The 23265-nt window shown below is 39.6% G+C and carries 15 protein-coding genes and 1 pseudogene; 13 read left to right on the top strand and 3 right to left on the bottom strand.

Features of this window, described 5'->3' with window-relative positions; all coding sequences use genetic code 11:
- Positions 1–14: 14 nt before the first annotated feature.
- Positions 15–2138, bottom strand: a complete 2124-nt coding sequence (locus A7985_RS08840) for a winged helix-turn-helix domain-containing protein (protein ID WP_176716715.1) — start codon at positions 2136–2138, stop codon at positions 15–17.
- A 458-nt stretch (positions 2139–2596) separates the two neighbouring features.
- Between A7985_RS08840 and A7985_RS08845 the strand changes: the two genes are divergently transcribed.
- Positions 2597–7018 carry an FG-GAP repeat domain-containing protein gene (locus tag A7985_RS08845; RefSeq protein ID WP_065790114.1) on the top strand — a complete coding sequence of 1474 codons (4422 nt, stop codon included), beginning with the start codon at positions 2597–2599 and terminating at the stop codon, positions 7016–7018.
- A 48-nt stretch (positions 7019–7066) separates the two neighbouring features.
- Positions 7067–7966, top strand: a complete 900-nt coding sequence (locus tag A7985_RS08850; RefSeq protein WP_065790115.1) for a hypothetical protein — start codon at positions 7067–7069, stop codon at positions 7964–7966.
- Between the two features lie 105 nt (positions 7967–8071).
- Here A7985_RS08850 and A7985_RS26440 read toward each other — a convergent pair whose 3' ends face one another.
- The gene (locus A7985_RS26440) at positions 8072–8233 is read right to left on the bottom strand and encodes a hypothetical protein (RefSeq protein WP_176716716.1); all 162 of its coding nucleotides are present in this window, start codon (positions 8231–8233) and stop codon (positions 8072–8074) included.
- 366 nt (positions 8234–8599) lie between these two features.
- Here A7985_RS26440 and A7985_RS08855 point away from each other — a divergent pair, with 366 nt between their 5' ends.
- The 3 genes from A7985_RS08855 to A7985_RS08865 all read left to right on the top strand — a co-directional run bounded on the left by A7985_RS08855 (position 8600) and on the right by A7985_RS08865 (position 10444).
- Positions 8600–8791, top strand: coding sequence for a hypothetical protein (locus A7985_RS08855; RefSeq protein WP_065790116.1), 192 nt, complete (start codon positions 8600–8602; stop codon positions 8789–8791).
- A gap of 152 nt (positions 8792–8943) precedes the next feature.
- Positions 8944–9474, top strand: a complete 531-nt coding sequence (locus tag A7985_RS08860) for a hypothetical protein (RefSeq protein WP_065790117.1) — start codon at positions 8944–8946, stop codon at positions 9472–9474.
- 439 nt (positions 9475–9913) lie between these two features.
- Positions 9914–10444, top strand: coding sequence for a hypothetical protein (locus tag A7985_RS08865; protein ID WP_141685309.1), 531 nt, complete (start codon positions 9914–9916; stop codon positions 10442–10444).
- A gap of 175 nt (positions 10445–10619) precedes the next feature.
- Here A7985_RS08865 and A7985_RS08870 read toward each other — a convergent pair whose 3' ends face one another.
- Positions 10620–13412: an amidohydrolase gene (locus tag A7985_RS08870; RefSeq protein WP_065790119.1), complete on the bottom strand. Its 2793-nt coding sequence runs from the start codon at positions 13410–13412 to the stop codon at positions 10620–10622.
- 689 nt (positions 13413–14101) lie between these two features.
- On the opposite strand from A7985_RS08870, the gene A7985_RS08875 reads away from it, so the two are divergent.
- The 8 genes and pseudogenes from A7985_RS08875 to A7985_RS08905 all read left to right on the top strand — a co-directional run bounded on the left by A7985_RS08875 (position 14102) and on the right by A7985_RS08905 (position 22958).
- A complete protein-coding gene (locus A7985_RS08875) occupies positions 14102–15391 on the top strand; it encodes an efflux RND transporter periplasmic adaptor subunit (protein ID WP_065790120.1) in 1290 nt (429 codons plus the stop codon).
- Between the two features lie 7 nt (positions 15392–15398).
- On the top strand, positions 15399–18551 hold the full coding sequence (locus A7985_RS08880; RefSeq protein WP_065790121.1) for an efflux RND transporter permease subunit: 3153 nt from the start codon (positions 15399–15401) through the stop codon (positions 18549–18551).
- Positions 18552–18557: 6 nt separating this feature from the next.
- Complete coding sequence (locus tag A7985_RS08885; RefSeq protein WP_065790122.1) at positions 18558–19178, top strand: TetR family transcriptional regulator; 621 nt, start codon at positions 18558–18560, stop codon at positions 19176–19178.
- A 320-nt stretch (positions 19179–19498) separates the two neighbouring features.
- The gene (locus A7985_RS08890) at positions 19499–19882 is read left to right on the top strand and encodes a DUF6678 family protein (RefSeq protein WP_065790123.1); all 384 of its coding nucleotides are present in this window, start codon (positions 19499–19501) and stop codon (positions 19880–19882) included.
- A 280-nt stretch (positions 19883–20162) separates the two neighbouring features.
- Positions 20163–20726: a GNAT family N-acetyltransferase gene (locus A7985_RS08895; RefSeq protein ID WP_065790124.1), complete on the top strand. Its 564-nt coding sequence runs from the start codon at positions 20163–20165 to the stop codon at positions 20724–20726.
- A 42-nt stretch (positions 20727–20768) separates the two neighbouring features.
- A pseudogene (locus A7985_RS26225) lies at positions 20769–21151 on the top strand (transposase); the annotation flags it as partial.
- A 474-nt stretch (positions 21152–21625) separates the two neighbouring features.
- Positions 21626–22237, top strand: coding sequence for a hypothetical protein (locus A7985_RS08900; RefSeq protein ID WP_141685311.1), 612 nt, complete (start codon positions 21626–21628; stop codon positions 22235–22237).
- 88 nt (positions 22238–22325) lie between these two features.
- Complete coding sequence (locus tag A7985_RS08905) at positions 22326–22958, top strand: hypothetical protein (RefSeq protein ID WP_065790126.1); 633 nt, start codon at positions 22326–22328, stop codon at positions 22956–22958.
- Positions 22959–23265 lie beyond the last annotated feature (307 nt).

Below are 23265 nucleotides of genomic sequence, written 5' to 3' on the forward strand. Positions count from 1 at the left end.
TCAAAGCGCTACAGCTATATTGCACTGCAAATTGGTAAAAGTGTTTTATTTAGTGCTTTTAGCTGTTGAGTTTGTAAGTTCTCCATTTTCTTTCCAGCTAGTATGACTTCTTTATTCACTTTCGCTGTATTAACAACCTGCTTTAATAAAGGTATTGAACGCCAAACCGTACAAATCGCGGGGCTTTTTTTACAGCCATTTATAATCGCGTTTTCAGCCTGCTTAATATCGTCGTAAGAGGTAAAGTACAATGCAGAAATTAAGTTAGGTAGAGCAGTTTCGTCGTACTTGATTGTTCGGGCCAGTGTTTCAAATTGAGAAAGGTATGAAACTCGCTCTGCGGGATTTTCTTGATCAAACCAAGTGTGGGCCACCGCATTGGCTATCTCAATGGTACTCGGTCGACTAAAAGCGGATGTTGCGTGTTGAGTTAATCCATAAGTGTAATTAGCTGATTCTAAGTTTCCAAGTGCATAGTGGGTCAAGGTATTTAAAAATAATGGCTCATATAAACTGTCGCTGCCCAGTACCTCTTTTTGATAACGGGTATACCACATAGGGTATTCGCCAAGCTTTTGTTCAAATAGGTAGTTTGAAAACACAACCCAAGGAATTCGCCAATCTCTATGATTAATTCTATTGAGCGGCTGTAACCATTGCTCGCTATCTTGAACATTGCCAAGAGACGCATTTAGCAATGCGAGCGAGCCTGCCAAATCATCGTTACAAGATAACTTGCCACTTAACCCGACTAAAAAGGAAATGGCCTTATCAAATTGGCCATGTTTGACGTATTGATTGAATAAAATAAAGTGGCTTGATGTGGAAAAATAGTCACTATTTAATAACCTCTTGCTATGCTTTGAAAGTTCTTCACTAAGGTCACTTTCAAATAACTCTAAAAAGTAAAAAAAGGTGTTATCTTCAAATTCTGGTGCAAGGCTAAATACCCGTTCAAAATGCTTTAGCGCGCGATCACTTTCGTCAATTTCTATGTGCAATAACCCTTGCACAAACGTAAGAAATAAATCTTGTTCAAGATTTTCAACTAATTGAAACGCCACATTAGGGCTACCTCTATCTGCAATAAATAGGGCTGCGGCAATCAGTGCATAATTGCTTTGGTGGTAGCGAGAAACTAAGTAATTTATGCCGGATAACAACTTCTCATCGCCATGATCTTCCAACCGATAAAATGACAGTAAGGTGTCTATAAAAGCATACTTAGCTCTTTTTTGATCTTCGTTTAAGCTATTAGACTCGACTTCTAGCAACAACGCAGATTTAACCTCTTTGAATGATGCACTATTCGACACTGAAACAAGTGCCTTTAATTCATTGTTAGACGCTGCCAGTGTCGCTATGCCAGAGTTGCCTCGCGTTAATACAGACTGCTTGATCTCCCCGAATAAACTAGTAAAAGCTTCATTATTGTCTAATTTATTTACGTGTTTGAGGTCTACATAGCTTAGGTGAGCAGGGGTACCCACAAAGACCATACTCAATACGTGATTATTTTCAGGTATAAACTTGATCACGACTTTAGTACTGGCTTGCTGTTGGTTAAGTTGTTCAAACAAGTTGATTTCATTTATTGTTTTGGCTTTTTCTACCTCTAATAATTGTTCAAAGTGTTCCACCACATTACTTTTATTTGCATGCTCTATACCGTCTTTAATCACTAGCAATTGCATGTCAGTTGGCTGTATATCATTTGAGGCACTTTTTGATAGATTCCACCACAGCAATACCCCAAGAATTAGAGGGATAACTGCAATTATCAGTAAATAGGCTGTATTAAAGGAAGTCGCTACAGGCTCAGATTCACCGCTCAACTGCTCAATTGGTGCAACCAATTGATAACCAAATCTTGGAATTGTTTTTATATATACTTGCTCGTCGGAGTCTTCTAATGCCAATCTAAGGTTTCTAATTGTCTGATACACAAGGTTGTCGGTTGTAAACTCCGTTTTCCAAACCTGCTCTTTAATTGTTGTAATAGAAATGACCTTAGCCGGATTGGAAATAAGTAACTTTAAGAGCCTAAAAGATGTTGGCGTCAGCTCCACACTTCTATCGTCGCAAGTAATTTTATACTGGCGATCATCCAAAACCCATTTCCCAACTTTAAAATGCAATTTTACCTTCCTCTGTAATCTAGTCAGCTTAACATTACCGAACACATACATCGTAACAACAATTACTCCATATATCGGTACGACCTCTTTGACTCATTACACGACCGGATAAACGGGACGATTAATTCAAGCAGTTACAAAATTGCTACTTTTTCATGACATTTAACGCTCTCTCATTTTAAGAATCGAGTACCGCTTTTAGTGAAAATCAAATGCCAATATCTAACTCGTATCAAATATAAGCAAAACTTTCATTGAGATAAGAGTCAACACACACATGATTTAAGACCATTTAAGAACTATTGTGAGTTATTCACTTAGTCTGCTGGTGCAGCATTGTTATGTTCGAAGACCGTTAATCACCCAGTGGTTAGCTTTGTTGATGGCCGTTTAAAGCGTGATGAATTTGCATGTAAGCGGCCTCAACCAATACGAATAACAAAAGAAGGACATTAACAGTGAATAAACATTACATAGCGCAAAGCATTATGGCGGCGCTGTTGATCTCTCCACTTTTCAGCGCGAATAGTACAGAAACAGACTCTGTACATAATGGTTATGTTCCCTGGAAATATAAAGAGCTGAACGCAACGCAATACGGCACTTGGTCTTATGCAGAAAAGGTGTATACCACAGATATTAATGGTGATGGCAATGCAGACATAGTGCGTTTAAACCCCGAGTCTACAGAACATGCAATAAAGGTTTTTTTAAGTAAAGCAACTGTCCAACACAGGGGGAGAGTCGGGGCCACACCACTTTCGACAGACGAGTCTATCTACAAAGGGAGCTATGTGGACTTTGTAAGACCCGCATGGGCAAATGAAGCCAAGTCTGGGCTGCATATTTTCAACGGCGAACATGTCTCTCTGTATGTTGGTAATTTTGACTATGCGCCCGGTAAAGATCTGCTCAGACAGGAACGCTCTGAAAGTTGGGGACATGACGAATTCCTGTCTGCGAATATTCACAGTGGCTTCACCACTGACGGGAACTCGATGCACTTCTCGAGAGGCCAAGAGCTGAGTGATTTATATAATGGCTACAAAGGCAATAATGTCTATATCGGCGACTTTAATGGCGATGGGCTTGACGATGTTTTACGCACAGAGTCTGGGGATCTTGCCGAAGACATTGGCTTAAATGTGACTGTCGCATATAACCATCGAGGCCAAATTGGCACAATGAAAAACCTTACAATGAGCAGCGACAGTGACAACACAGAAGACCGCCCTGGACGCTTGTTTCCCAATGACAAGTCCTTTGTTCGAATAGCTGACTTTAATGGCGATGGTTTAAGCGATATCTTGCGCTGGAATAAAAACGAAACAATTGAAGGCGTTGACGAAAATAGCGACACCGAGCCACAAATTGATATTTGGTTTGGCCAGCCAAATACCGAAGGCAAGTTTAAACGCAGCAAAATCTATATTGATGCAAATGACGATCACCTAAAAACCCGCAGCGATGACGAGTTAAAGGACAAAATGCAAGATGTAGAGTTCTTTAACCTGCGTACAGGTGACTTTAACGGTGATGGCAATGACGACATCGTATACTTCTCAGGGTATAGCTATACCGTCTTACTTAGTCGAGCTGTTCATACCAAAAAGCAGCAAAACCAATCACAGATAGTCAGAGAGAACATTGCTTTATTTAGCAAAACGCAGCTAGAAGTTGCTGGTAAAACGGTTTTTGACAACAAACAGGTGGGAATAGGGGACTTTAATAATGATAATCGAGATGACATCGTTATTTGGAATGGTGTGCCATTTATTCTGTACTCAACACAACCCCAGCAACAAGAGCAGGATGCAGAGCTTAAAAAAATCGAATTCGTTGGCGTACATCACAAAAAAACCATGAATTTGAGTGGGCAGATCACCAATCATTTCAGTGGTCACGCCAATACTTATAAAACTATGAGAGTTGCTGACTTTTCTGGTGATGGTTACCCAGACCTATTGATGATACCGGAGTCAGGAGAGTCTGCATATGTGTATATTACCCCGCCATATAACCCACTAACAAACGTTCAGTTCGATGAAAACAATTCGGTTTCTATAAGCCAAGACGTTAACTTCAAACAACAAAACTTTGTTTTTTATAATGATGGCAACCAAATCAAGTATATTGTCAGAGGGGACGCAGGCTGGAAAAAAGCCAAAACATTGCCGTTGTATCGAAAACGTCATGATCCTAGATGCCAAAACGATTTACCGTCTGGGGCGCGCTTTTTAACCGCTGCCGACTTTCCAAATCCAAGTAGTGGGACAAACTTACATGTTAAACCTATATGTAATGCCGCCTACACAGGTGAGAAATTTGATGTCACAACTGACGGAAACTACTTATATTTATTCCGCGAGTACCAAAATAATGTCATTGTTGAACGCTTTACGTACTCAGACGTTGCAAGCGAGGTACAAAGACTGGTTGAATCTAGGTATAAAGCAGCACAAAAGCGCTTTGACCGTTCAGTTCAAGTCATTAATGACCCCTCTCAAAATCAGCGCTTTGCGACTAGCGACATCATAGATACCTCAGATGCGTTCGGCGACTTGTTTTACGAGCCAGCCTTTGAAGTACCGTTTGCAATACACAATGGGCAAAGCTGCGAACTGGGGAGTATCACGGCGACGACGTCTTCTACAGGTCAAAACTCACAGCGTATACTCCTTGCTACCAGCTGCAAAAACAGGTCATTAATACGCATTTCCTCCGTAAAAAAAGGCGAGGATAAGCTATTTGATACAAGTGATTTTGACTACATCAATGAGCAGGACGAAAAGCAGTCTTTCAGCTGGTATCAACAAGTACAAGCGAGTGTTAGAGGGGCTGTTCAAGCGCTAGATGCGATTACAATCAATGCCACAGTGACAAATGAAGACACTCAGAAACGTGTTGTACTAGACGAAGAGCTAGTCGTTGCCGCAACCACCAAGGCATCTGGTCAAATTCGTACGAGTACACTGCATTATCCTATGACAAAGTCAGGGGGTTTTCGCAGCACGTCAGACTCTGTAAGGCCCGCCTATAAACTACAGCCATTTGAAGTTGTGGGCTTTAATTCAGCACCAAGAATGACTTATGCAAGTGATGGCTTGATCCATATGTACTGGCGTGGCAGCCATTTATCACACAATGACCGCTCTAATATTTTAATGGAAAGTGTACTTGACCCCAGCTTATATCAACGATTCGGTAAGCTAAAAATGTCTTGGGGTGCACAAAACCGAACAACCGAGCAGAGATTGACATTGGATAACCGCTGGGTAATGGACTGGCACAGCAATTCGCCAAGAACTTGGAGCAACAATAACGTCTATATCTACACGCCTAAATTTGGCACTTACTATCATGGTGAAGACAAACCTCTAGAAGGGTTTAGTACTGCTCCAATTGTATTTGAAAATGGCCGTTTAGTAGATCAAAACGGTGAAAAGGCAGGCATTTTATATCGAGAGTTTTTGGAATTGCATCAAACATATAACGGTAAACATCAATTTGTGGCGAGTGATATCGCACTTTATCGTCTGACTGCTGAATATGATAAACGTATTACGGCGGATGCAAGCCTAATTGGCTTTATCGAAGGTGCGCCCCCAGTACCAAAAGAAAACCTCGGCCGAGATCAAAACGGTAAATGGGGTTATTCGGATGCAACATCGGCGTCTATCAACATAGAAAACGGGGTAACTTACAGCTTGGACTTGGACCAAAGCGCTGGCGCTAATGTCTCTGGCAGGCTCACCCTTGGTGGGAAAAGCCCATTTGTTAGCCAAAAAATCGATATTACGGCTGAACTAAGAGCAGGTGCCATATTTGGTGGTGATAAAGAGTACAGCCTCTCAGATTCGCTGCAACGTGCATCAATACTGACCGGTACTCCACCTAGTGAAGCATGTAATGGCGATTCTAACCCTTGGACCAACAACTGTATCAAGACAGATGATGACGGCAATGTCACTGAATTGTGGCAACCGCACAATGAAGGTGCGCTATTCGTTTCAACTTTATCAGCTGATAGATACGCGTTATACAATCCAAGAAACAATAAACTCATTGGCTATGCACTCGACTTTAGTCGGGCAATCGAAGACGAAGCTCCGATTAAATTTAAAATCAACCCTGCGTATCAATTGGCTGGCTCACTAGACGGCTATATAGGTGATTATAAAGTATCTACTGGTCAGTCGTACTTTAACCCTGGTCAAGAGGTTGCGTGGCTCATTAAATATAAACGACAAAGTGAGGAGTTATTGAAACGTTACGGCCAGTCCGAGTTCAAAGCAAACAATGAAAGTGCAGAGGGCTTTGCACTAGATAAGTTATTGACGGCGAAAGTGAGTGTTACAGATGGCGCTTTTTTATCTACAGACAGTACCGCGGCCAGTTCAATCACTGACTACTTTGGATATGACTTAGAGTTTAACGCTGGCGTTAGCTGGGATGTAGAAATTGAACTAACCGGTGCTGGCTGGGGGGCGTCTGCTGGTGGATATTATGCGCGAACGTACAAGCATACAAAAGGCAGCAATAGCGAAATAAACTTCTCTATTGATATTGACAACACAATCGCCAGTGAAGTCCAAGATGGCGATAACAATACATTGCCTGGCGCAGTGGATGCTTACACAGTGAGGAGCTACTTTTTGCCCGCAAGTGTCGATAATTACTACGACCTAATCGATATCGTCGTAGACCCTTCGATGCTCGGTCGAGAAGACGCTGTGCACTCCAGTGATGTGAGAGCTTTACGGATCCTTAAACAGATTCAAGACAAAGCTAAAAACACTGGAAACCCTGCAAAAATCTGGCGTGTGGTACATAGGGTCGATGGCGTCAGCAGACCAATCCATAACCCAATGGGAAGATAATTAAAACTTAGGCCGAGCTATTTCACAGTGGCTCGGCAAGGAGAAGTAATGAAAATCCAAGTAATTACCACATTTTGGTTGCTAACCTTTTGTCTTTATTCCTCTCATGCATGGGCAATACACAATAAGAGCACAACCCTTCAACCAATCGGTTTTGCGAACAACAAGATGTTCTATCACGACATAGAAAAAGGCACGGTCGTTATCAAACAAGGGGGTAACAAGACGCCTCTAGAGTCTATACCCATTCCGCTGAATCTTGGTGAGCAATTACTGGCATGTCAGAAGTTTAAAAGCCAAGAAACTCAGCTTATCGCTCTACTTTTAGACAAAGGCATGCTGCACATTCAAAAAGATGACCGATTGAGTAGTGTTTCTCTCAAAGCCGAACATTTAATATCAGGCCTTTGCGGCAATATTGACGCTGATATTTTGCCGGAAATAATCATCTTGGCTGAGAAAAACAGAGAGGTATTCTTATACATATTCAGGCAAGGCAGTCATCAAGATAGCAACAATATAATACGTCTAAAACTAGATGCGCCTGTCGGAAATTATCAGTTACACGCAGATTTTTCTAAAAGCTCAGCACATTCCATTGTCGTTTTGGATGCTCGCAACAAGATTGTTGAACGTATTTATCCTCATCAACTACTACCAAGATTTGAATACCAAAAAGTCGACCATTCTACAATGTGGCAACACTATACCAATATGAATCGCGCTTCCGCTAAACTAATGTGGAATGCTGGCGCTCGTAGTTTGGCTAAACTCGATTTGTATGTCGACTCAGTGACTGAACCAATTAGTTTTCATGAGAAAAGGGCACCTGAACAAGTTAAAAAAATTCTAAAAAACTTATCCGTAAACCAACATCAGCAAGCAGTCGATGAATTAACTCAGGTTTACATCAACTGGAAACGAGGCAAAAATTACAACGCTGATTGAGTTACAAAAGTGCAGGGGAGATACAAGGTTTGCATAGTAAGCCGCAAGCAATACGCGCGGCTTACAAATTAAATTTTTAACGTAATCGGTTAGAACTTTGTCCGTTTACACTTCAATATAACATCGGTCAAAGTTTGCACAGCTAGGGCGATTTGATACTCCAGCATCTAATCCAGCACCACCAATTTTGGGGGTTTGGTTTTTATCAACTGGCTGAAGATTAGAAGATAGGTTTTTAACTTTTTTCTTGTTTAATAGTAACTTCATTTTGCTTTCCTTATTTGTTTATTATTTCACCAACAAGGTAATCACAATAGTTTCACATTGTAAATATTTTATTTTAAAAATTCACTATATGAAAAATATTATTTTCAAAAACATATTCTTAATGTACAAGTATTCTTTGCAAAAGAGCCAACTCGGCTAGGTGCGGCCAATTCGCTACTTCATCAAGAAATACGAACAGCAAAAGGTTACAAAGCAAGGATCAGTTATTCGCAATAAGCATTAAATTAATAGACCTCAATGCCCAGCAGGTTTGAAAAGCAAAGTTTATTCGAATATCCGGCATTGTTGACACGAAACCACATAATTTAATATTGTATTCTTTGAACTTGAAAAAGGGGTTTATCAATGGACTACAGTAACCTACTAGATGGAATTATTTTATTGACTAGCGGTATCACAATTTCTTTATTTGGATCAGGTAAATTATTTCCGCACCTTGGTGGCCATGAACACGCCAGTAAAATGAAACTGGTTGTAACAACGGGTTTAATGATATCACTTGGCGGTTTCGTGCAGCTAGTAAGGCAATTGGTTTAGTAAATTTGCAAAAGCCGTCTAATAAATAAAATAATGTTGATACCAATTACTATTGTCGGCAGTTTTTCAAGCGTACTTTATTGGTATCGTACTAAATGAACACTAACCAATGTATCAAAAATGACATCAAAATTTGGGGTGGTTAGATACTTATGAAAACAGACAAAACGTCTCAGCTTTTATGGTTCACCTTTCTAGTTTTAGGTATATGGTTTTCGTTCGAAACTGTGGATAGAACCTTTTATGGTTTAGAGCTTGTGATTGGAACTGCTTTAATTGGTCTTGTTATAGGCCTTGCTTTACATAAAAAGCGCAACCCATCTGAACTATGGGACAGTTTTGTAGACAAAAGAAACTTTTTTAGAAGTCAGCGCCGAACAACATATATGTTCTTTTTTCTAACCATTGTCGGACTCTTAAATTCTTATGCATTTATTGAAGAGCCGAAGTTCTTAGAAACTGAAATTACCGAAAAGCGAATAAGTAGAAGTAAATCAACAAGCCATATCTTGATTATTTCCCCAAAAAATCTCGGGACGCACGAACTAAAAGTAAGTAAGGAATTTTGGAATTCTCACTCAGTCGGCAATCGGCTTCAAATTGAAGTTAGGGAAAATCTGTTAGGTTTTTTTGTAATTACCGATTATAAACCAGTTAGCAATCAACCAAAGAGGGATTATTAGTTTTCAAACCAAGTTTAAATCAATAAATAATAGCGCCTCATGAATACAATAGCGCAAAGAAATATTAGTAACGATATTTATAAGAGCAGTCCTTTTATAACTGAGTAACATGGCGCGTCTGTATTTATACCTCTTGGTTTCATATTGGCAATTCACTAAGTGGGTCCTTTCACCATGCTGTTTATCTATCTCTATCCGCTGCATGCTATTATCAGTATATTTTTGTGTTTTAGACGCTAAACTTGAAGCCAATTTTTTCAAGCGTTTTAGGTATTTACACCAGTTGTGTCAATTAGCAGTGTTTTATATATTGTTTCCAAAGCCTCGCTGTAAGATACACATAGCAAACAATGTGCATAGAAAGTCAGCATTTCGGTTCATAGTCATTGATTTAGCGAGATAGTTTTCACCACTTAGACAAACGAGACATGATTAATTTATGTTTAGATTCTGTTTTTTGATTTTTACTATTATTAGTTTCTCAGCTTTAGCCCTGCCGCTTGGAGGGTATTGGAAGCCAGGGTTTAGACAATCTATTTGTTTAATGGAGCAGCAAACGGATGTGAAAATATCATCAGAATTTAAGTTACATGTGCTTGCCAGCTTCTCTTATATGGGAAAAGGATACAAATTATCTGAGCAACAAAAAATTCATGATTTTAAAAAAGGAAGCCATGTTTTGGGCTTCTACATTATTCGGGCAATAGATAATATGGTCAATAAAGTTGATTCCTCCTTAGACGTCTACGTAGATGGAGAGAAATTAAATAAATCGGAGAGTGCAGACGGTCAATATTTTTTTGTAACTGGCCAAAAAGTAGCGGCGGTTCTTGAACGAGCAAGTAGATCTCACGCTTTTAACGTAGAGCTCAAATCTGCATCGGGAAAAGTGTACCCAGTTGAGTTTAATAATGAGCAGCTTTCTTTAGGTACAAAAATGTATTTCACTTGCTCAAAAAACATCACATAAATAAACATGTAAACTTAGTTATTCGACCTGCTGGCTTCACGCGCGGGATCAAATTTATTTAATCACAATATACACTTGGTTAGTGCCATATAAATTTAATTGAACATCCCATGAAAAACCCACTCGAATTGGGAGTGGGTTAATTTAAAAATTGTTACTTGTGGAACACTACTTTTTAGAGAGTACCAATTGGGTTAGGTTTATCAACACAGTGAGTGACTGCATAAGCCGCAATTCTATAATTACTACCTAAACATAAACCCACTTTGTAGGTTTTACCTGACTCTAGGTTGAGGTCATCTAGGTCGATGCGACTTTTTGATAACTCATCAAATGTCAGGTTTTTATAATAGTAGACACCCGTATGCTTGCTCGTTCCTTGTGTTGAATCGTCCCCTTCTAAATTTGGTGCGCCCTGGCCATTACCCCAACCATAGTTGGTGTTAACATCTGTAATAAACAACCAGCAAGTACTATGTTCAGGTTCTTTTATGCCCGGCGGTACCTCAAAACTAACAGAACCAGATGATCTGAATAGATGTAATTCGTTAATGCTCGTTTTATAGTTCACTTCAGATGTGCCACTGCATTTATCAATAAATGCTTTTGTTGCAATCACATCCGCTTGTTTTGATTGTAAATAAACACCTGCAACTAAATAAAAACAGCTTAAACTTTCAAAATCACCAAGAAATGTCTCGAACTGGGAATTAAAATACACGCTATTCATTGACTCAGTATACTTAGGAGTTAATGCATCGCCATTCTCATCTTGCAGCTGATACCAAATTTGGGCCTCAACGCCTTTTGGTGGTGAAACTTTTGGCCCTGTATATTTAAAGGCCACGGTTTTGCTGTCATTGTCCCATGAAATGTTAGACAGGTATGATTCTTGAGGCTGTGCAAATACTTGTTTACCTCCTTTAAAAGTTTTAAGCACAGGAATGTTACGCATACCTTGTGCAGGGTAAGCCATATTTTTGCGGTTTTGATACCTCAGCGGTGACTCTGCCAAAATCGTGAAGTCCGCGCATTTACCAACTTCCAACGATCCTACCCATTTATCTGCGTGGCATTGCCAGGCCGCATCATAAGTCATCGCTTTAAGAGCTTGAAATGGCGTAAGTCGTTCATTCGGATTTAATACTTCTAAGCTTTGGTTTGGCGCACTTTCCATTAACCGAGTGATGGCCTGCTCCATATAACGCAGAGGCCCCATAGGCGTAACACTATAATCACTATGAAGTGTTATTCGCATACCATGGTTATTGATGGCTGATGCGCATAAATCTAATTGGTCTGCTCGTTGTTGACCTATAATGGTATTTTTAAAATTCCACCCCCAGTAACCGACATGCCCAATAGTAAAACTTGGTGAAATGCCAAGGTGTTCCATTTCAGCCATGGTACTTGGTGAAAGCAAGGAGCAGTGCTCAATCCTATCACGCCGTTGCTCTTTAGTTTTTTCTGTGATGCCAGCTTGTTTGAAGGCACTGAGCGTTCTGTCAATTGCGTGATCGCCATTAGCATGTGTCATCGTCGGCCAACCATAATTATTGGCTATTCTCATTAGTCCATTAAACTCCAATGGATAGCCATAATTAAACAGGCCAGTAATATTTTGCTCTGCTAAATTCTTGATTTTATTTTTATCTTTATCTGCTTCATTGAAGTCTGACTGTTCGGCTTGGGCAAACACGTCATAGTTTTCATTGCAATCATACGGCGTATACTGATAGCCAGTTAACCCTTGTGAAGAGCCATCTGCTATTAGCTTTAAAAAAGCAAGATTAAAGTATTCGTCACCTGAGTTGGGCAAACCCAAAGAGCCGATGCTTGTATTCAATTGATCCAAACTATCTATCAAATATGCACCGCCTATGCGCACCTTACCCGTTTCGGCATACGCTTTTAAAATCTCTATTTGCTTCTCATCTAGCGCAGCATCCAACATATATGTAATGCCGCTAGACACCGCATTTTCAAATAGCTTCTCTAACTCTTGTACAATTCGTTTTTTTGCTTGTGGCTTAAGTTTGTACGTTACCTTATTTTCGTCATCTTCCTCAGCTTCGACCTTTTCACAGTCATATTTTTCTATCAGAACTTCTAAAACTGGCACCATCTCCGAGAGTTCTTCAAGTACCCCGTTGTGACCTGTGCTAACTTCTTTTTTATCAGGGTACTTACTGCTATTTTCATTGCCTTCATTGCCTTCATTGCCTTCATTGCCTTCATTGCCTTCATTGCCTTCATTGCCTTCATTGCCTTCATTGCCTTCATTGCCTTCATTGCCTTCAGCATTATAATCGTCAATGACCTTAATCGCCGCATTATTAATATATGCCAAATGTCCTGATGTATTTGTAATGTAAATCGGCACAGAATTAGATATGCCATCTAACGTGTCCGCATTTATAACTTTATTCCCAGAAGAGAATAATGAAGGGTCCATATTATGTCCTAGAATCCAACCTTCACCAGCTGTTATCTTCGCTGCTTTTTCTGTCAAGACCTTTTTAATCCATTCAAAGTTATATTCCTGTTTGGGAAACACATTCTCCCGCAGTTGCTGACCATAAAAAGGGCTTAAATCTAACCCTGTATTAATTACTGCGCTGGGAATAATATGCACATGAGGTTCAATAAATGCTGGAATTAAAGTGGCAGAACCTTCTATTTTAATCTCAGGATCTGAGTCTGAGAAATTTGGTTTTACATCTTCAAAACTACCTACAGCAAAAATTTTTCCGTCTTTAATACCAATTGCTTCGACGTTTTCATTCATTCCCTCCCGCATTGTTAAAATTGTGCCGCCATTTACAGCGTGCATAATAAAACTCTCTGGCGCGTTATCTTCGGTTTGATCATTCAATTCGAAAGACGGGTTAAAACCTTTTGGCAATAAGCTCTGCCATAATTTACTGCCACAAGCGCAGTTAAATAATTGATTACATTTGTGAGCCATGGTTCTGTCCTTAATCGGTGTTGATAGCACGTTTATCATCTAGGAATTTATTAATAAAGCCCAAATCGCTGTGCACCTAGCAATGAATAAGCTATTAATAAATTAACCTAAATATAAAATTTCTATGGGTATAGTAATATTGAACTCTAAAAACATTAGCACTCAACAACCGCTACAAACATTACATATTGTTACATGCAGTTGGGCATCATCTATCAATTAATTAGTGCACTGATAACAACAGAAAACCCCTCGTTTGCATTCTTGGCGAACAAAATACGTTTTACATTGATATTCAAAAAGGCGTCGGGTACATGACTCTGTATAGGTTGACTGATATATGCAGAACATCGGCATTCTCAAATTTTATACTACCAAATCGCTATTCATTGCTGCTGATATACGGAATGACCAAGGCCTATCTGACCTTGAATACTAAGGGGTTTCCAGCGCTACAGTTTAGGTACAGCGTTCTGCGCACCTAACTAAGGACACCTTATCAAGGTTTTTTGTTTATGCTTCGCGTTCGAAAAATCACTGTTAGTTGTATGCAGCCATTCTAAGTTGTCATAGTTCAGTTTCGTCATTTCACATTCTGGTTCGATCAAATTTTTACTTTATACCTACCCTTGAGTATGTATAATGCAACCAACATACATACCAGTAGGTATATATAATTCAGGTGGAACATGAACAAATCAACTTTCAAAATTGCTAATGCACAACGCATCCTTAATGGCTCATTGGCTATGCCATTTGCGGCTTTAATTCTCTTTTCTCCGTATTTGTTTGCTCAAACGCAGCCAAAAGTAGCGGTGGAAGTAAAAACAGTATCAACAAGCACCATTTATGATTGGGCATTCAGTGAAGGGTTAGCTCAAGGCATTCGCCGAGAGTATTTGAATTTCGAAACAGATGGAAAAATTACGTTTATTGCTGAGGATCAGAATGGTATTGACGTGCGAGCAGGCAGTCATGTGATTGGTCCTAAAGCTGGAGAAAACTTTGGTCAACTGTTGGCAAGAGTTGATGAACGTAAAGATTTGGAGTCCGTGAAAAACTATGAGGCGGCACTCAGATCTGCTCAGTTATCCATTTCACTTTCAGAGTCACGTATCAAGCAGGCAGAAAACAATTACAACTTAGCAAAAACGAGTTTTGAGAGAACAGAAGCGGTGTGGAAACAAAAGCTAATTCCAAAAGAGCAATACGAATCATCTAAAACCGAGCTTCTTAATGCGCAAGAAACGTTGAAAACAGCGAAAACAGAATTGGCGAATGCAAAAAACCAAGAAAAATCGGCAATTGCTCAGTTAAACCAAGCAAAGCTTGGCTTAGAAAAGACAAGTATCTTTGCGCCTTTTGATGGAGTGCTTCGCAAAGTAAATGTCAGAGAAGGTGACTTTTGGGCAGGGCCTTCCGCTAGCGTGTCTGATCGAGAAAAAGAAGTTACATCTGCAATGGTTGTAGTCGACAATAGTCAATATGAAGTGACTCTCAATGTGCCTTATTACGCCGCTGGAAAGTTAAAAGAGAACCAACCTGTCTACATTAGTTGGAGCGCTGCTTTACTATCGAAATCTGCGCAATCTCAATTTGGCGACGAGCTTGTCGCGCACGGTAAAATATTTTCGGTTAGCCCGAGTATCAGTTTGGAACAAAGGGCCATTGAAGTAAAAGTTCATACAAACAAGGGCGCAGAGCTATTGAAGGACGGCATGCATGTTATGGCATGGATCTTAGTCGATAAAAAAGAGCAGGTACTAATGGTGCCAGATGAGGCCATGGTGGTGAGAAACAACAAACCTTATGTGTTTGTTGAGCAAGATGGTAAAGCGAAACTGACCAAAATTGAAACTGGCATAGAAGGTCTAGATAACGTTGAAGTTATCTCTGGTCTCTCAAAAGGCATGAAAGTGATTACAGTTGGCAAGCACAAGTTAGTTGATGGAACTGAAATTAGATTAGTTCAGGAGTAAGTCACTAATGAATAAACAATCTTTCGCCTATAAATTATTTGTCGATAAGGTTATTTCGACCTTATTATTGGGGGTTATTGTGCTTGGCGGCGTAATGGCTTACAGCTCAATGCTAAAAGAAAACAACCCCGACTTAGAAATCCCTCAAGCTATTATCACCGTGGAGTGGCCAGGAGCGGCTGCTGAGCAAGTCGAGAAAGAAATAACAAAACCATTAGAAGACGCGCTCAACGGAGTAAAAGGGCTAAAAAAGCTGCAAAGTGGTTCGCAATTTTCTTTTGCCATCATTGCAGTTGAATTCACTACCGAAGTGGCCATTGCGGAGGCTATGCAACAAGTACGCGCCAAAGTAGATGAGGGTAAAGCTGAATTTCCCACTGACGTAAAGAATCCTAAAATAGAGCAGGTTTCTGTAAACGACTCTCCTGTCATCGAATATATGCTTTACGGCAAACTAGATGACTATGCCTTTAGTCAGGTCGTTAAGAAAATAGAAAAGCGCCTTGAATCTCACTCAGGGGTAAAGAAGGTTGAAAAAGGAGGCTTTAGAGATACTAGCGTTCACGTTAGGTTACTACCTGATAGGTTACGCTCTTTAGGCATTTCTCCTCATGTCATTACTCAGCGCTTACAGCAAGCAAATAAAGATATGAGCTGGGGAGAGTTTGATAGAGGAGAGTCGATAATCCAGCTCTACCTAGCTGGTAGGTTTGAGAGTGTAGACCAATTACGTCAGCTACCAGTGCACCGAATGGGTGATAATAGAGTGGTGAGGCTAGAAGAGGTCGCCCTCGTATATAAAGGTCTAGATAAAGTGAAAGACCTTACTTATTTCTCACAGAACGGTGCTGAGTTTGCCAAAGGTGTCTCTTTGGGCATTAAAAAAAGACCGGGTGTAGACACCATTACTTTGATCAACGAAGTAAAAGCGTTAATGAAAGACTTTGAACACCAGAGCTTTTGGCCTGACGGATTGCAAGCCGCCATTATTAGCGATGAAAGCGAAATTATAGAAGAGTCTTTCTCAAGCGTATTTAACAATATTTGGCAGGCTATGATAGCAGTGTTCCTGATCCTTATGGTGCTGCTAACTTGGCGTGAAGCACTCATTGCTGGACTGGCTATTCCAATTACCTTTCTTGGTACTTTATTTGTACTCAGTATGTTCGGTTATACCTTGAACAGCGTGGTAATTATAGGGATGGTGTTAGCGTTAGGTATGCTTGTCGACGTTTTTATACTCGCGATGGAAGGTATGCATGACAATTTGTACAGCAAAAAGATGCGTTTTGCTGAAGCTGCACTAAGCACTGTTAAAACTTACGCGATGCCGGCGTTTTCTGGTCAATTAACCACTATTCTAGCGATGGCACCCATGCTTGCTATTGGTGGTACTGATGGCAAGTTTATTAAATTAATTCCAGTAACAGCTGTGCTTTGTTTAGTATTCAGTTACATAATTGCATTTGTGATTTGTATTCCTCTGTCACAATACCTCCTAAAGAACACAACCAACAGCAAAGAAAGCAAGGTAGACAAACTTGCAAGAGCCGCAGGCATAAAACTTAAATCTTGGTTAACCGCCAATGCACTCAGCTCCAAGAAACAAGCAATGGGCTGGGTCGGTGGCGCTTTCATGTTATGGGTAATTTCAATGTTTTTAGCCAGTAATTTACCTTCGCTACTGTATCCAAAGGCCGATGGCAGGAACTTGGCTATCACGATTGAGCTGGCTCCCGATGCAACATTAACTGCAAGTAAAGAAGTAGCTGAGTTAGCAGGAGAATACTTACGTAGTCAGCAAATATTTGAAAATGTCGCAATGTATGTTGGGCAAAAAAGCCCAAGAGCGATAGGTTCTATCGGCGAGCAACTTTCAGTTAATGAAAGCCCTCATTTGGTCGGTTTCTCCGCACTTTTTGTGCCTAAAGGTGATAGAGATAAGTTGGCCTTTGAATATATCGATGAGCTGAGAGCCGGACTAGAACACGCACTCATTGATCAAGCAGGATTAACAATCGTATTCAAAGCGGAAGTCGGCGGCTCTAGTTCAGACGACCCCATGCAAATTGTATTGCAAGGTTCTGATATGCAGGAACTATCAACTATATCATTGCAAGTTGAAAAAGCGCTGGCTGCAATAAAAGGCGTAACAGACGTTCGCAACAATTTGGGCGCTTGGCAAACTCAAGTTAGATTACGTGCAGATGCCGAAGCATTGAATTTTCATGGTATTACAGAGGATGATTTTGCAGGCCAACTAAGGCTAGCTACCGAGGCTGACGAGTACGGTAAATTTAAAATCGCAGGTATTGAGGACGATTTAAAAATACGTGTTGGTACCCATTGGGAGAGCCGAGGAGATGAAATTGGTGGACCTATGTCGGTTTCAGAAATAAGTCTGCTGAGTGTTTTCACACCGCAAGGCAAAGTTATCCCAGCAGGAAACTTGGCTGACTATGAGTTACATGCTATTCCGCCTGTTTACATTCATAATAAGACACAGCGAGCTGTAACTGTTAAAGCCAAAGTTGAGGGGATAACTGTCGGTGAAGTTGCCGCAGTTATGGGGCCTATTTTGGACCAGTACAAGCAGCAATGGCCGGAAGGTTACAGCTATCACTTTGCTGGTGAGCTAGCGAGCTCGGCCGATACATATGGTGCCGTGGGCGTTGTGTTCTTTATCGCTATTTTCTTAGTATTTGCGATATTAACTTTGGCACTGGGTTCGTTCAAACAACCTTTAGTCGTGTTAGTCACTATTCCATTGGCTTTGATTGGTACATTTTCAGGCTTTTGGCTATTCAATATCCCATTTTCATTTCCAGCCATGATAGGCGTGATTGCATTGGTGGGGGTAGTCGTCAATAACGCCATCGTAATGATTGATACGATTAATAATCACTTGGCTAATGGTAAAGACCTAGTTTTAGCATGCGCTTCGGGCGCAGCTGATAGATTGAGACCAATTGTTGGGACAACCATCACAACCATAGTGGGCTTAATTCCATTAGCAATGAGTGACGCTATGTGGTTTCCCCTATGTATGGCAATTATATTTGGTTTGTTGGCCTCAACGGCAGTTGCCATGATTGTCATTCCATCTATGTATATGTTAGTTTCTGCACCCAAGGCGGCAGAAGCTGTGGAACAGAATTAAATATATATGGCTAGAAAAACCAAAGAAGAAGCTGAGTTAACTAGAAAAAAGCTCATTAAGTCCGCTTTATTGTTATTCAGTGAACAAGGGGTCGCGCACACGACCATTACTGACATTGCGAAAAAAGCAGAAGTGACAAAAGGCGCATTCTATTGGCACTTTAAAAATAGGCTTGAAGTATTCGACGCAATTATCGATGAGTATTCAACACCAATTGAAGACCAAGCTGACGTGATGCTCAAAGAAGGACAAGACCCGGTAGAGTCTATATTCAATACCGTGGAATTTTTCTTTAGTAAAGTAGAGAGCTCTCCTGAGTTGATTGCGTTATACGATGTATCTTACTTTAAATGTGAATACACGGATGAGTTTGCTTCAAGACTTAAATTTGAACAGGAGCAACTACTTAAGACCAAGGATGACTTTGCGAAAGTCTTAGCTAAAGTAGAGGCAAGTGTTTGGCCAAATAAGTCTGACGACTTGATTGAGCAAATATCGATGAGTATGGTTGATATGATTCTTGGTACTTTTATGCGCTGGATAGGCTCAAGAAGCGGTAGTTTAACATCGCAAGTTAGAGACTCGATGGCGATTGTATTAAAAGGCGCTGGAATCAAATTCAATTAGCTTAAATTGCGCTTTTAGCCTGTTGACTCAATAAAAGCCTCTATTGTAATAGCTTGGTAAATTTGCCTCTTACCAAGCTATTTTCTTTCTCTTTATATTACACTCGAAGAATAACGGAGTAGTCATTCACATTTTGGTTTTAAAAGCCAATTGTGGCGCACGTTTTGAAGTTGGATAAAAACACATTTGAAATTGAACTTGGTTAAACTACGGTTAGAGGCCAATATCTTTAGTATCAATTTCACTGGCGGTCAGTTGTGTGCGATTGAAAGTCAGAAATATGGGCGGATTTGCGCTCTCTTAAATTATTGGGTGTACACATGAGTTTGTTGCCAATGGCAGATGCGGTTTCCGATGAAAAGGTCAAACAAGAATCCAAAAGGATCATTGCTGAAAAACAGTTAGTTGGAGCAGCTAATAATACCAAATGGAATAAGCTCATTTCTGAGGTTCGTGAATTTCCCGAAAAGCCTTGCTACCGAACTAAAGTGGTTAATGGCTACATTTCAGGTTGGGAAAACGAGTGGTATTATCATTTACCATTTCCATTGCTTTGCGTTGAATGGATTGACATTGAATTAAGCGAATCAATCTTAAGCTTAGTAAAAGGTATTGGCTTTGAATTCGAAGTTACAGGTTCAATAATAAGAATTTGGGGTTATTTGCCAAAATGCTACAAAGGCTTTGGTGAAGAGTATACCTAATAAGGTGCTCAAGGACGGACACAAGAGTTTGGTTTGTCTTTCTTACCTCACTTATTTACAGCCAAACTTTTTTCCACATAGCTTCCATTTTCAAGAAAATGCGCACGTTGCGCACTTTATCTTTTTCAAAAATTAATAACCTTTATTTTTAGTAATGCTGGCAAAGAGTTATCAACTTTGTTAATAATAAATCATTCAGAAAAGTGTTCGATTGAAAGCCCGAAAGATGGGCGATTTGCGCTCTTTTAAATTGTTAGGTAACACAAGGAGAGTTCTCTATATGATTCAGATTATTGAGCCCCAAACTGCTCGGCTAAAGCTTCGCCAGTGGGTTGCCAGTGACCTAGAACCATTTTTTGCCATGTCTTCAGATCCTAGAGTAATGCAGTACTTTCCAAATTTATTGAGTAGAGCAGAGAGCAATGCCATAGCAGAAAAGTGTCAATCACTCATTGCTGAAAACGGATGGGGTATTTGGGCTGTTGAACTCATCGAAACCAAAGAGTTCATAGGCATTGTGGGCCTGCACGCTCCATCCGAAAAATTACCGTCATCACCCTGTGTAGAAATTCTTTGGAGGCTTGCTCAACCACATTGGGGGCGAGGATATGCGACAGAAGCAGCAACAGCTGCTCTCAAAGTTGGTTTTGAACAACTTGAATTGCAAGAAATCGTTTCTTTTGCAGTACTGAATAATACTTCCTCCCGTGCAGTAATGGAGAGGATTAACATGACTGATACTGGCGTGACGTTCAATCATCCAGATGTCCCCGCGCCTGCACATTTGAGGGAGCATTGCTTATACAAAATTTCTCGAGATAGTTGGACGGAAAATGTTGTCTAACACAGGTTTACAGGTCGAGAAATAAAGTCAACCAAAGCAACGGCAGAGACGCCAGAAGAGTCAGACCACACTAGCATTAAAAAACGTATTGAAGCAGCAAAAGCGTATAACAACCTAAGTCACTTATGCGCTTTGCAGGTAACCCAAGAAAACACATGCCAAAAGTACTGCCATTTGAATTCAAATATTATGTAGAACTTGTTGATTTAACTGATCGATGCATACGTGAGGATAAACGTGGGTTCATCACAGACGCTCAGCCCATTTTAGCAAGACTCAATATCCAACCAGAGAATAGTTAAAGCTCACCACCCAGTTTACTATGATGTTCAGAGGGTAGGCCTGATGCTAAACAAAAGTATTGCGAGCACTTAAAGTTAAAACGACGAGGCAATCTCACTCAGTGTAGTGAATTGCTCGCTTAGTCCTTAATATGTATTAACATGCCAATTTCAACGTGACTTTTAAAAATTACGTGGTTAGTCATGTCTGAAATCCCGACAAAGTTATTAAGTTAAGCAATTTATCAAAGGCTCAAAGCGAATTGAGCAATTTTTAGTGGTTTGTTTCTGCTTTGAGATATGCCGAGGTTTAGTTGTGGTGTAAATTAAGATGGGTGTCATCTATCTAATTTTGGTTCGAATATTAGAGTTTTGACATCAAATAATGGATATTATAATTATGGTGCAAAAGATTTCGCTAATAGACTAACTGAATTGCATGGAAATGGGATTTCAGTGTCACCAGGTTACCAAAATATCCAGGGTAAAACAGGTTGGATTTATTACGATAATTATCATGTAGACTTAAGGACTGGTAGTGATATGGTCGGAAATAGAGGGCATTCTTTTTTTTAGTGATTATACCTCTAGAAAAGCGACATTTTGGGAGAGCAAGTAGTGAATTTATTTATTTTTTTAATATTTTCAATTTCTACAAACTTAAAAGCTTTGGAGGTTGAGCAAGCTGAATCTGAGCAAGATTGCAATTTACAGGTTAGAAGCTTTTCCAATGGTGAGTTAGCTTTGTTTATGAGTCCAAGGTGTTCTGAAACTGCTTTACTTATAAGTTTAAAGGATAAGTTTGCCCAGAATCTGTTTGGGAATCGTTTTTATTTGATTTATCAAATGGTAGATTTTAATAGTTTTGGCCAAGCTGAGAGGTTCGATGTAAACCAAAATGTAATTAGTTTCATATACGAGCAACAAAGTAAGGGGCTTATTCAGGAAGGTTTCGAAGTGTCAAATACACAGTTTAAAGAATCTTTTTTACACAAGATACAAAGTTTCTCCTGGTATAAACTCATTAGTAGCTTTTTGCTCGCAAACGGCTGTGATATCCCTTTGGGTCAGAAAGACTCAATTCTCGATGGGAAGATGCATTTAATGGATAAAGAGACAATAGCAAAAAACTATAATTTGGAATTAAATACACTTACAAAAAGTCACTATTCTGTTGGATTTGAATACACTGCATCGGTAGTATGTAGAAGTCAAAATATAGAGAATTAAAGGTGACCCCCTTATTATATTTGTGTGGTATAAATTGAATTGATGTCATGCACCTAATTTATTTGCTACCAAAATCGAGATTGATGTTATGAAAAAGACAGAACTGAAAACTATTGTTGAAAGTTATGGATTTAAAAAAGGTCCGTCGGTTGATAGTTCCCTTATATATTTTTATGGTATCGATGAACGATACTCTATTGGAGTAATTATATCTATTCATAAAGTAGGAAGTGTTCCACAAGTTCAGTACGGTATTTATGATAGTTGCCTTGCAAAGGTGTGGGGGAAAGTTAGTGATTTTGACATGGCGGTAGATTATTGTTTAACAATACAGCACCCATTGAATTATCGAGTTTTGCGAGATGGCAGAGTATTAGCTATTGAACATGTTTTTGATGAAAAATTCTTTAGAGCTTTTATAGAAAGCTTTATAGAAAAAAAAGATGAGTTAGTTGAACAATATGTGGCTTCACTAAATTGCTTTAATTATCCAGAACCATTGATTCCTGTGGAGAATTTTTTTAAAGCACTTACCAAGAACCAAGGCGTGTACTTTGGGTTTATGTTTAAGCTGTCTAATGGTGAAAGAGTTTCGCTAGAAGATATTGAAGTACAAAGAGATGACTTGAGTAAAATGTATGGACTAAAAGGGTTTATAAAGAGAGATCTAGAGCTTTTAGAAAGCTATATACAGTGTAACATAGACACAGAAAATATTTAAGAATAAACCCAATTAAAATTTTTGATGGTCCTAATTCTAAAAATATGAAAAAACCACTATTTAGCTTAGGAGGAGGATACTCGTGAGCCTCAAGTACTTATAGTGCAGGAACATGCAACTTCAATTTTTCTTACTGTAATGCGCGTTTTGAAACAGAATAAAAAAGCAATAGAAATTGGACTTTGTTAAACTACATTTAGAGGTACTTATCTTAAGTATTAATTGCACGGGCTGTCAGTTGTGTGCGAGGAACGGCCGTTGAGTAAATTCAAATAATCAATACCAAAATTAATAATATAAACAGTTA

This window comes from Pseudoalteromonas luteoviolacea (assembly GCF_001696455.1).
GTDB lineage: Bacteria > Pseudomonadota > Gammaproteobacteria > Enterobacterales > Alteromonadaceae > Pseudoalteromonas > Pseudoalteromonas luteoviolacea_C.

Excerpts from the sequence above, each read along its gene's own strand:
- A7985_RS08850 (WP_065790115.1), top strand. The coding sequence starts at position 7,067 with ATGAAAATCCAAGTAATTACCACATTTTGGTTGCTAACCTTTTGTCTT.
- A7985_RS26440 (WP_176716716.1), bottom strand. The coding sequence starts at position 8,233 with ATGAAGTTACTATTAAACAAGAAAAAAGTTAAAAACCTATCTTCTAAT.
- A7985_RS08855 (WP_065790116.1), top strand. The coding sequence starts at position 8,600 with ATGGACTACAGTAACCTACTAGATGGAATTATTTTATTGACTAGCGGT.
- A7985_RS08860 (WP_065790117.1), top strand. The coding sequence starts at position 8,944 with ATGAAAACAGACAAAACGTCTCAGCTTTTATGGTTCACCTTTCTAGTT.
- A7985_RS08865 (WP_141685309.1), top strand. The coding sequence starts at position 9,914 with ATGTTTAGATTCTGTTTTTTGATTTTTACTATTATTAGTTTCTCAGCT.
- A7985_RS08870 (WP_065790119.1), bottom strand. The coding sequence starts at position 13,412 with ATGGCTCACAAATGTAATCAATTATTTAACTGCGCTTGTGGCAGTAAA.
- A7985_RS08875 (WP_065790120.1), top strand. The coding sequence starts at position 14,102 with ATGAACAAATCAACTTTCAAAATTGCTAATGCACAACGCATCCTTAAT.
- A7985_RS08880 (WP_065790121.1), top strand. The coding sequence starts at position 15,399 with ATGAATAAACAATCTTTCGCCTATAAATTATTTGTCGATAAGGTTATT.
- A7985_RS08885 (WP_065790122.1), top strand. The coding sequence starts at position 18,558 with ATGGCTAGAAAAACCAAAGAAGAAGCTGAGTTAACTAGAAAAAAGCTC.
- A7985_RS08890 (WP_065790123.1), top strand. The coding sequence starts at position 19,499 with ATGAGTTTGTTGCCAATGGCAGATGCGGTTTCCGATGAAAAGGTCAAA.
- A7985_RS08895 (WP_065790124.1), top strand. The coding sequence starts at position 20,163 with ATGATTCAGATTATTGAGCCCCAAACTGCTCGGCTAAAGCTTCGCCAG.
- A7985_RS08905 (WP_065790126.1), top strand. The coding sequence starts at position 22,326 with ATGAAAAAGACAGAACTGAAAACTATTGTTGAAAGTTATGGATTTAAA.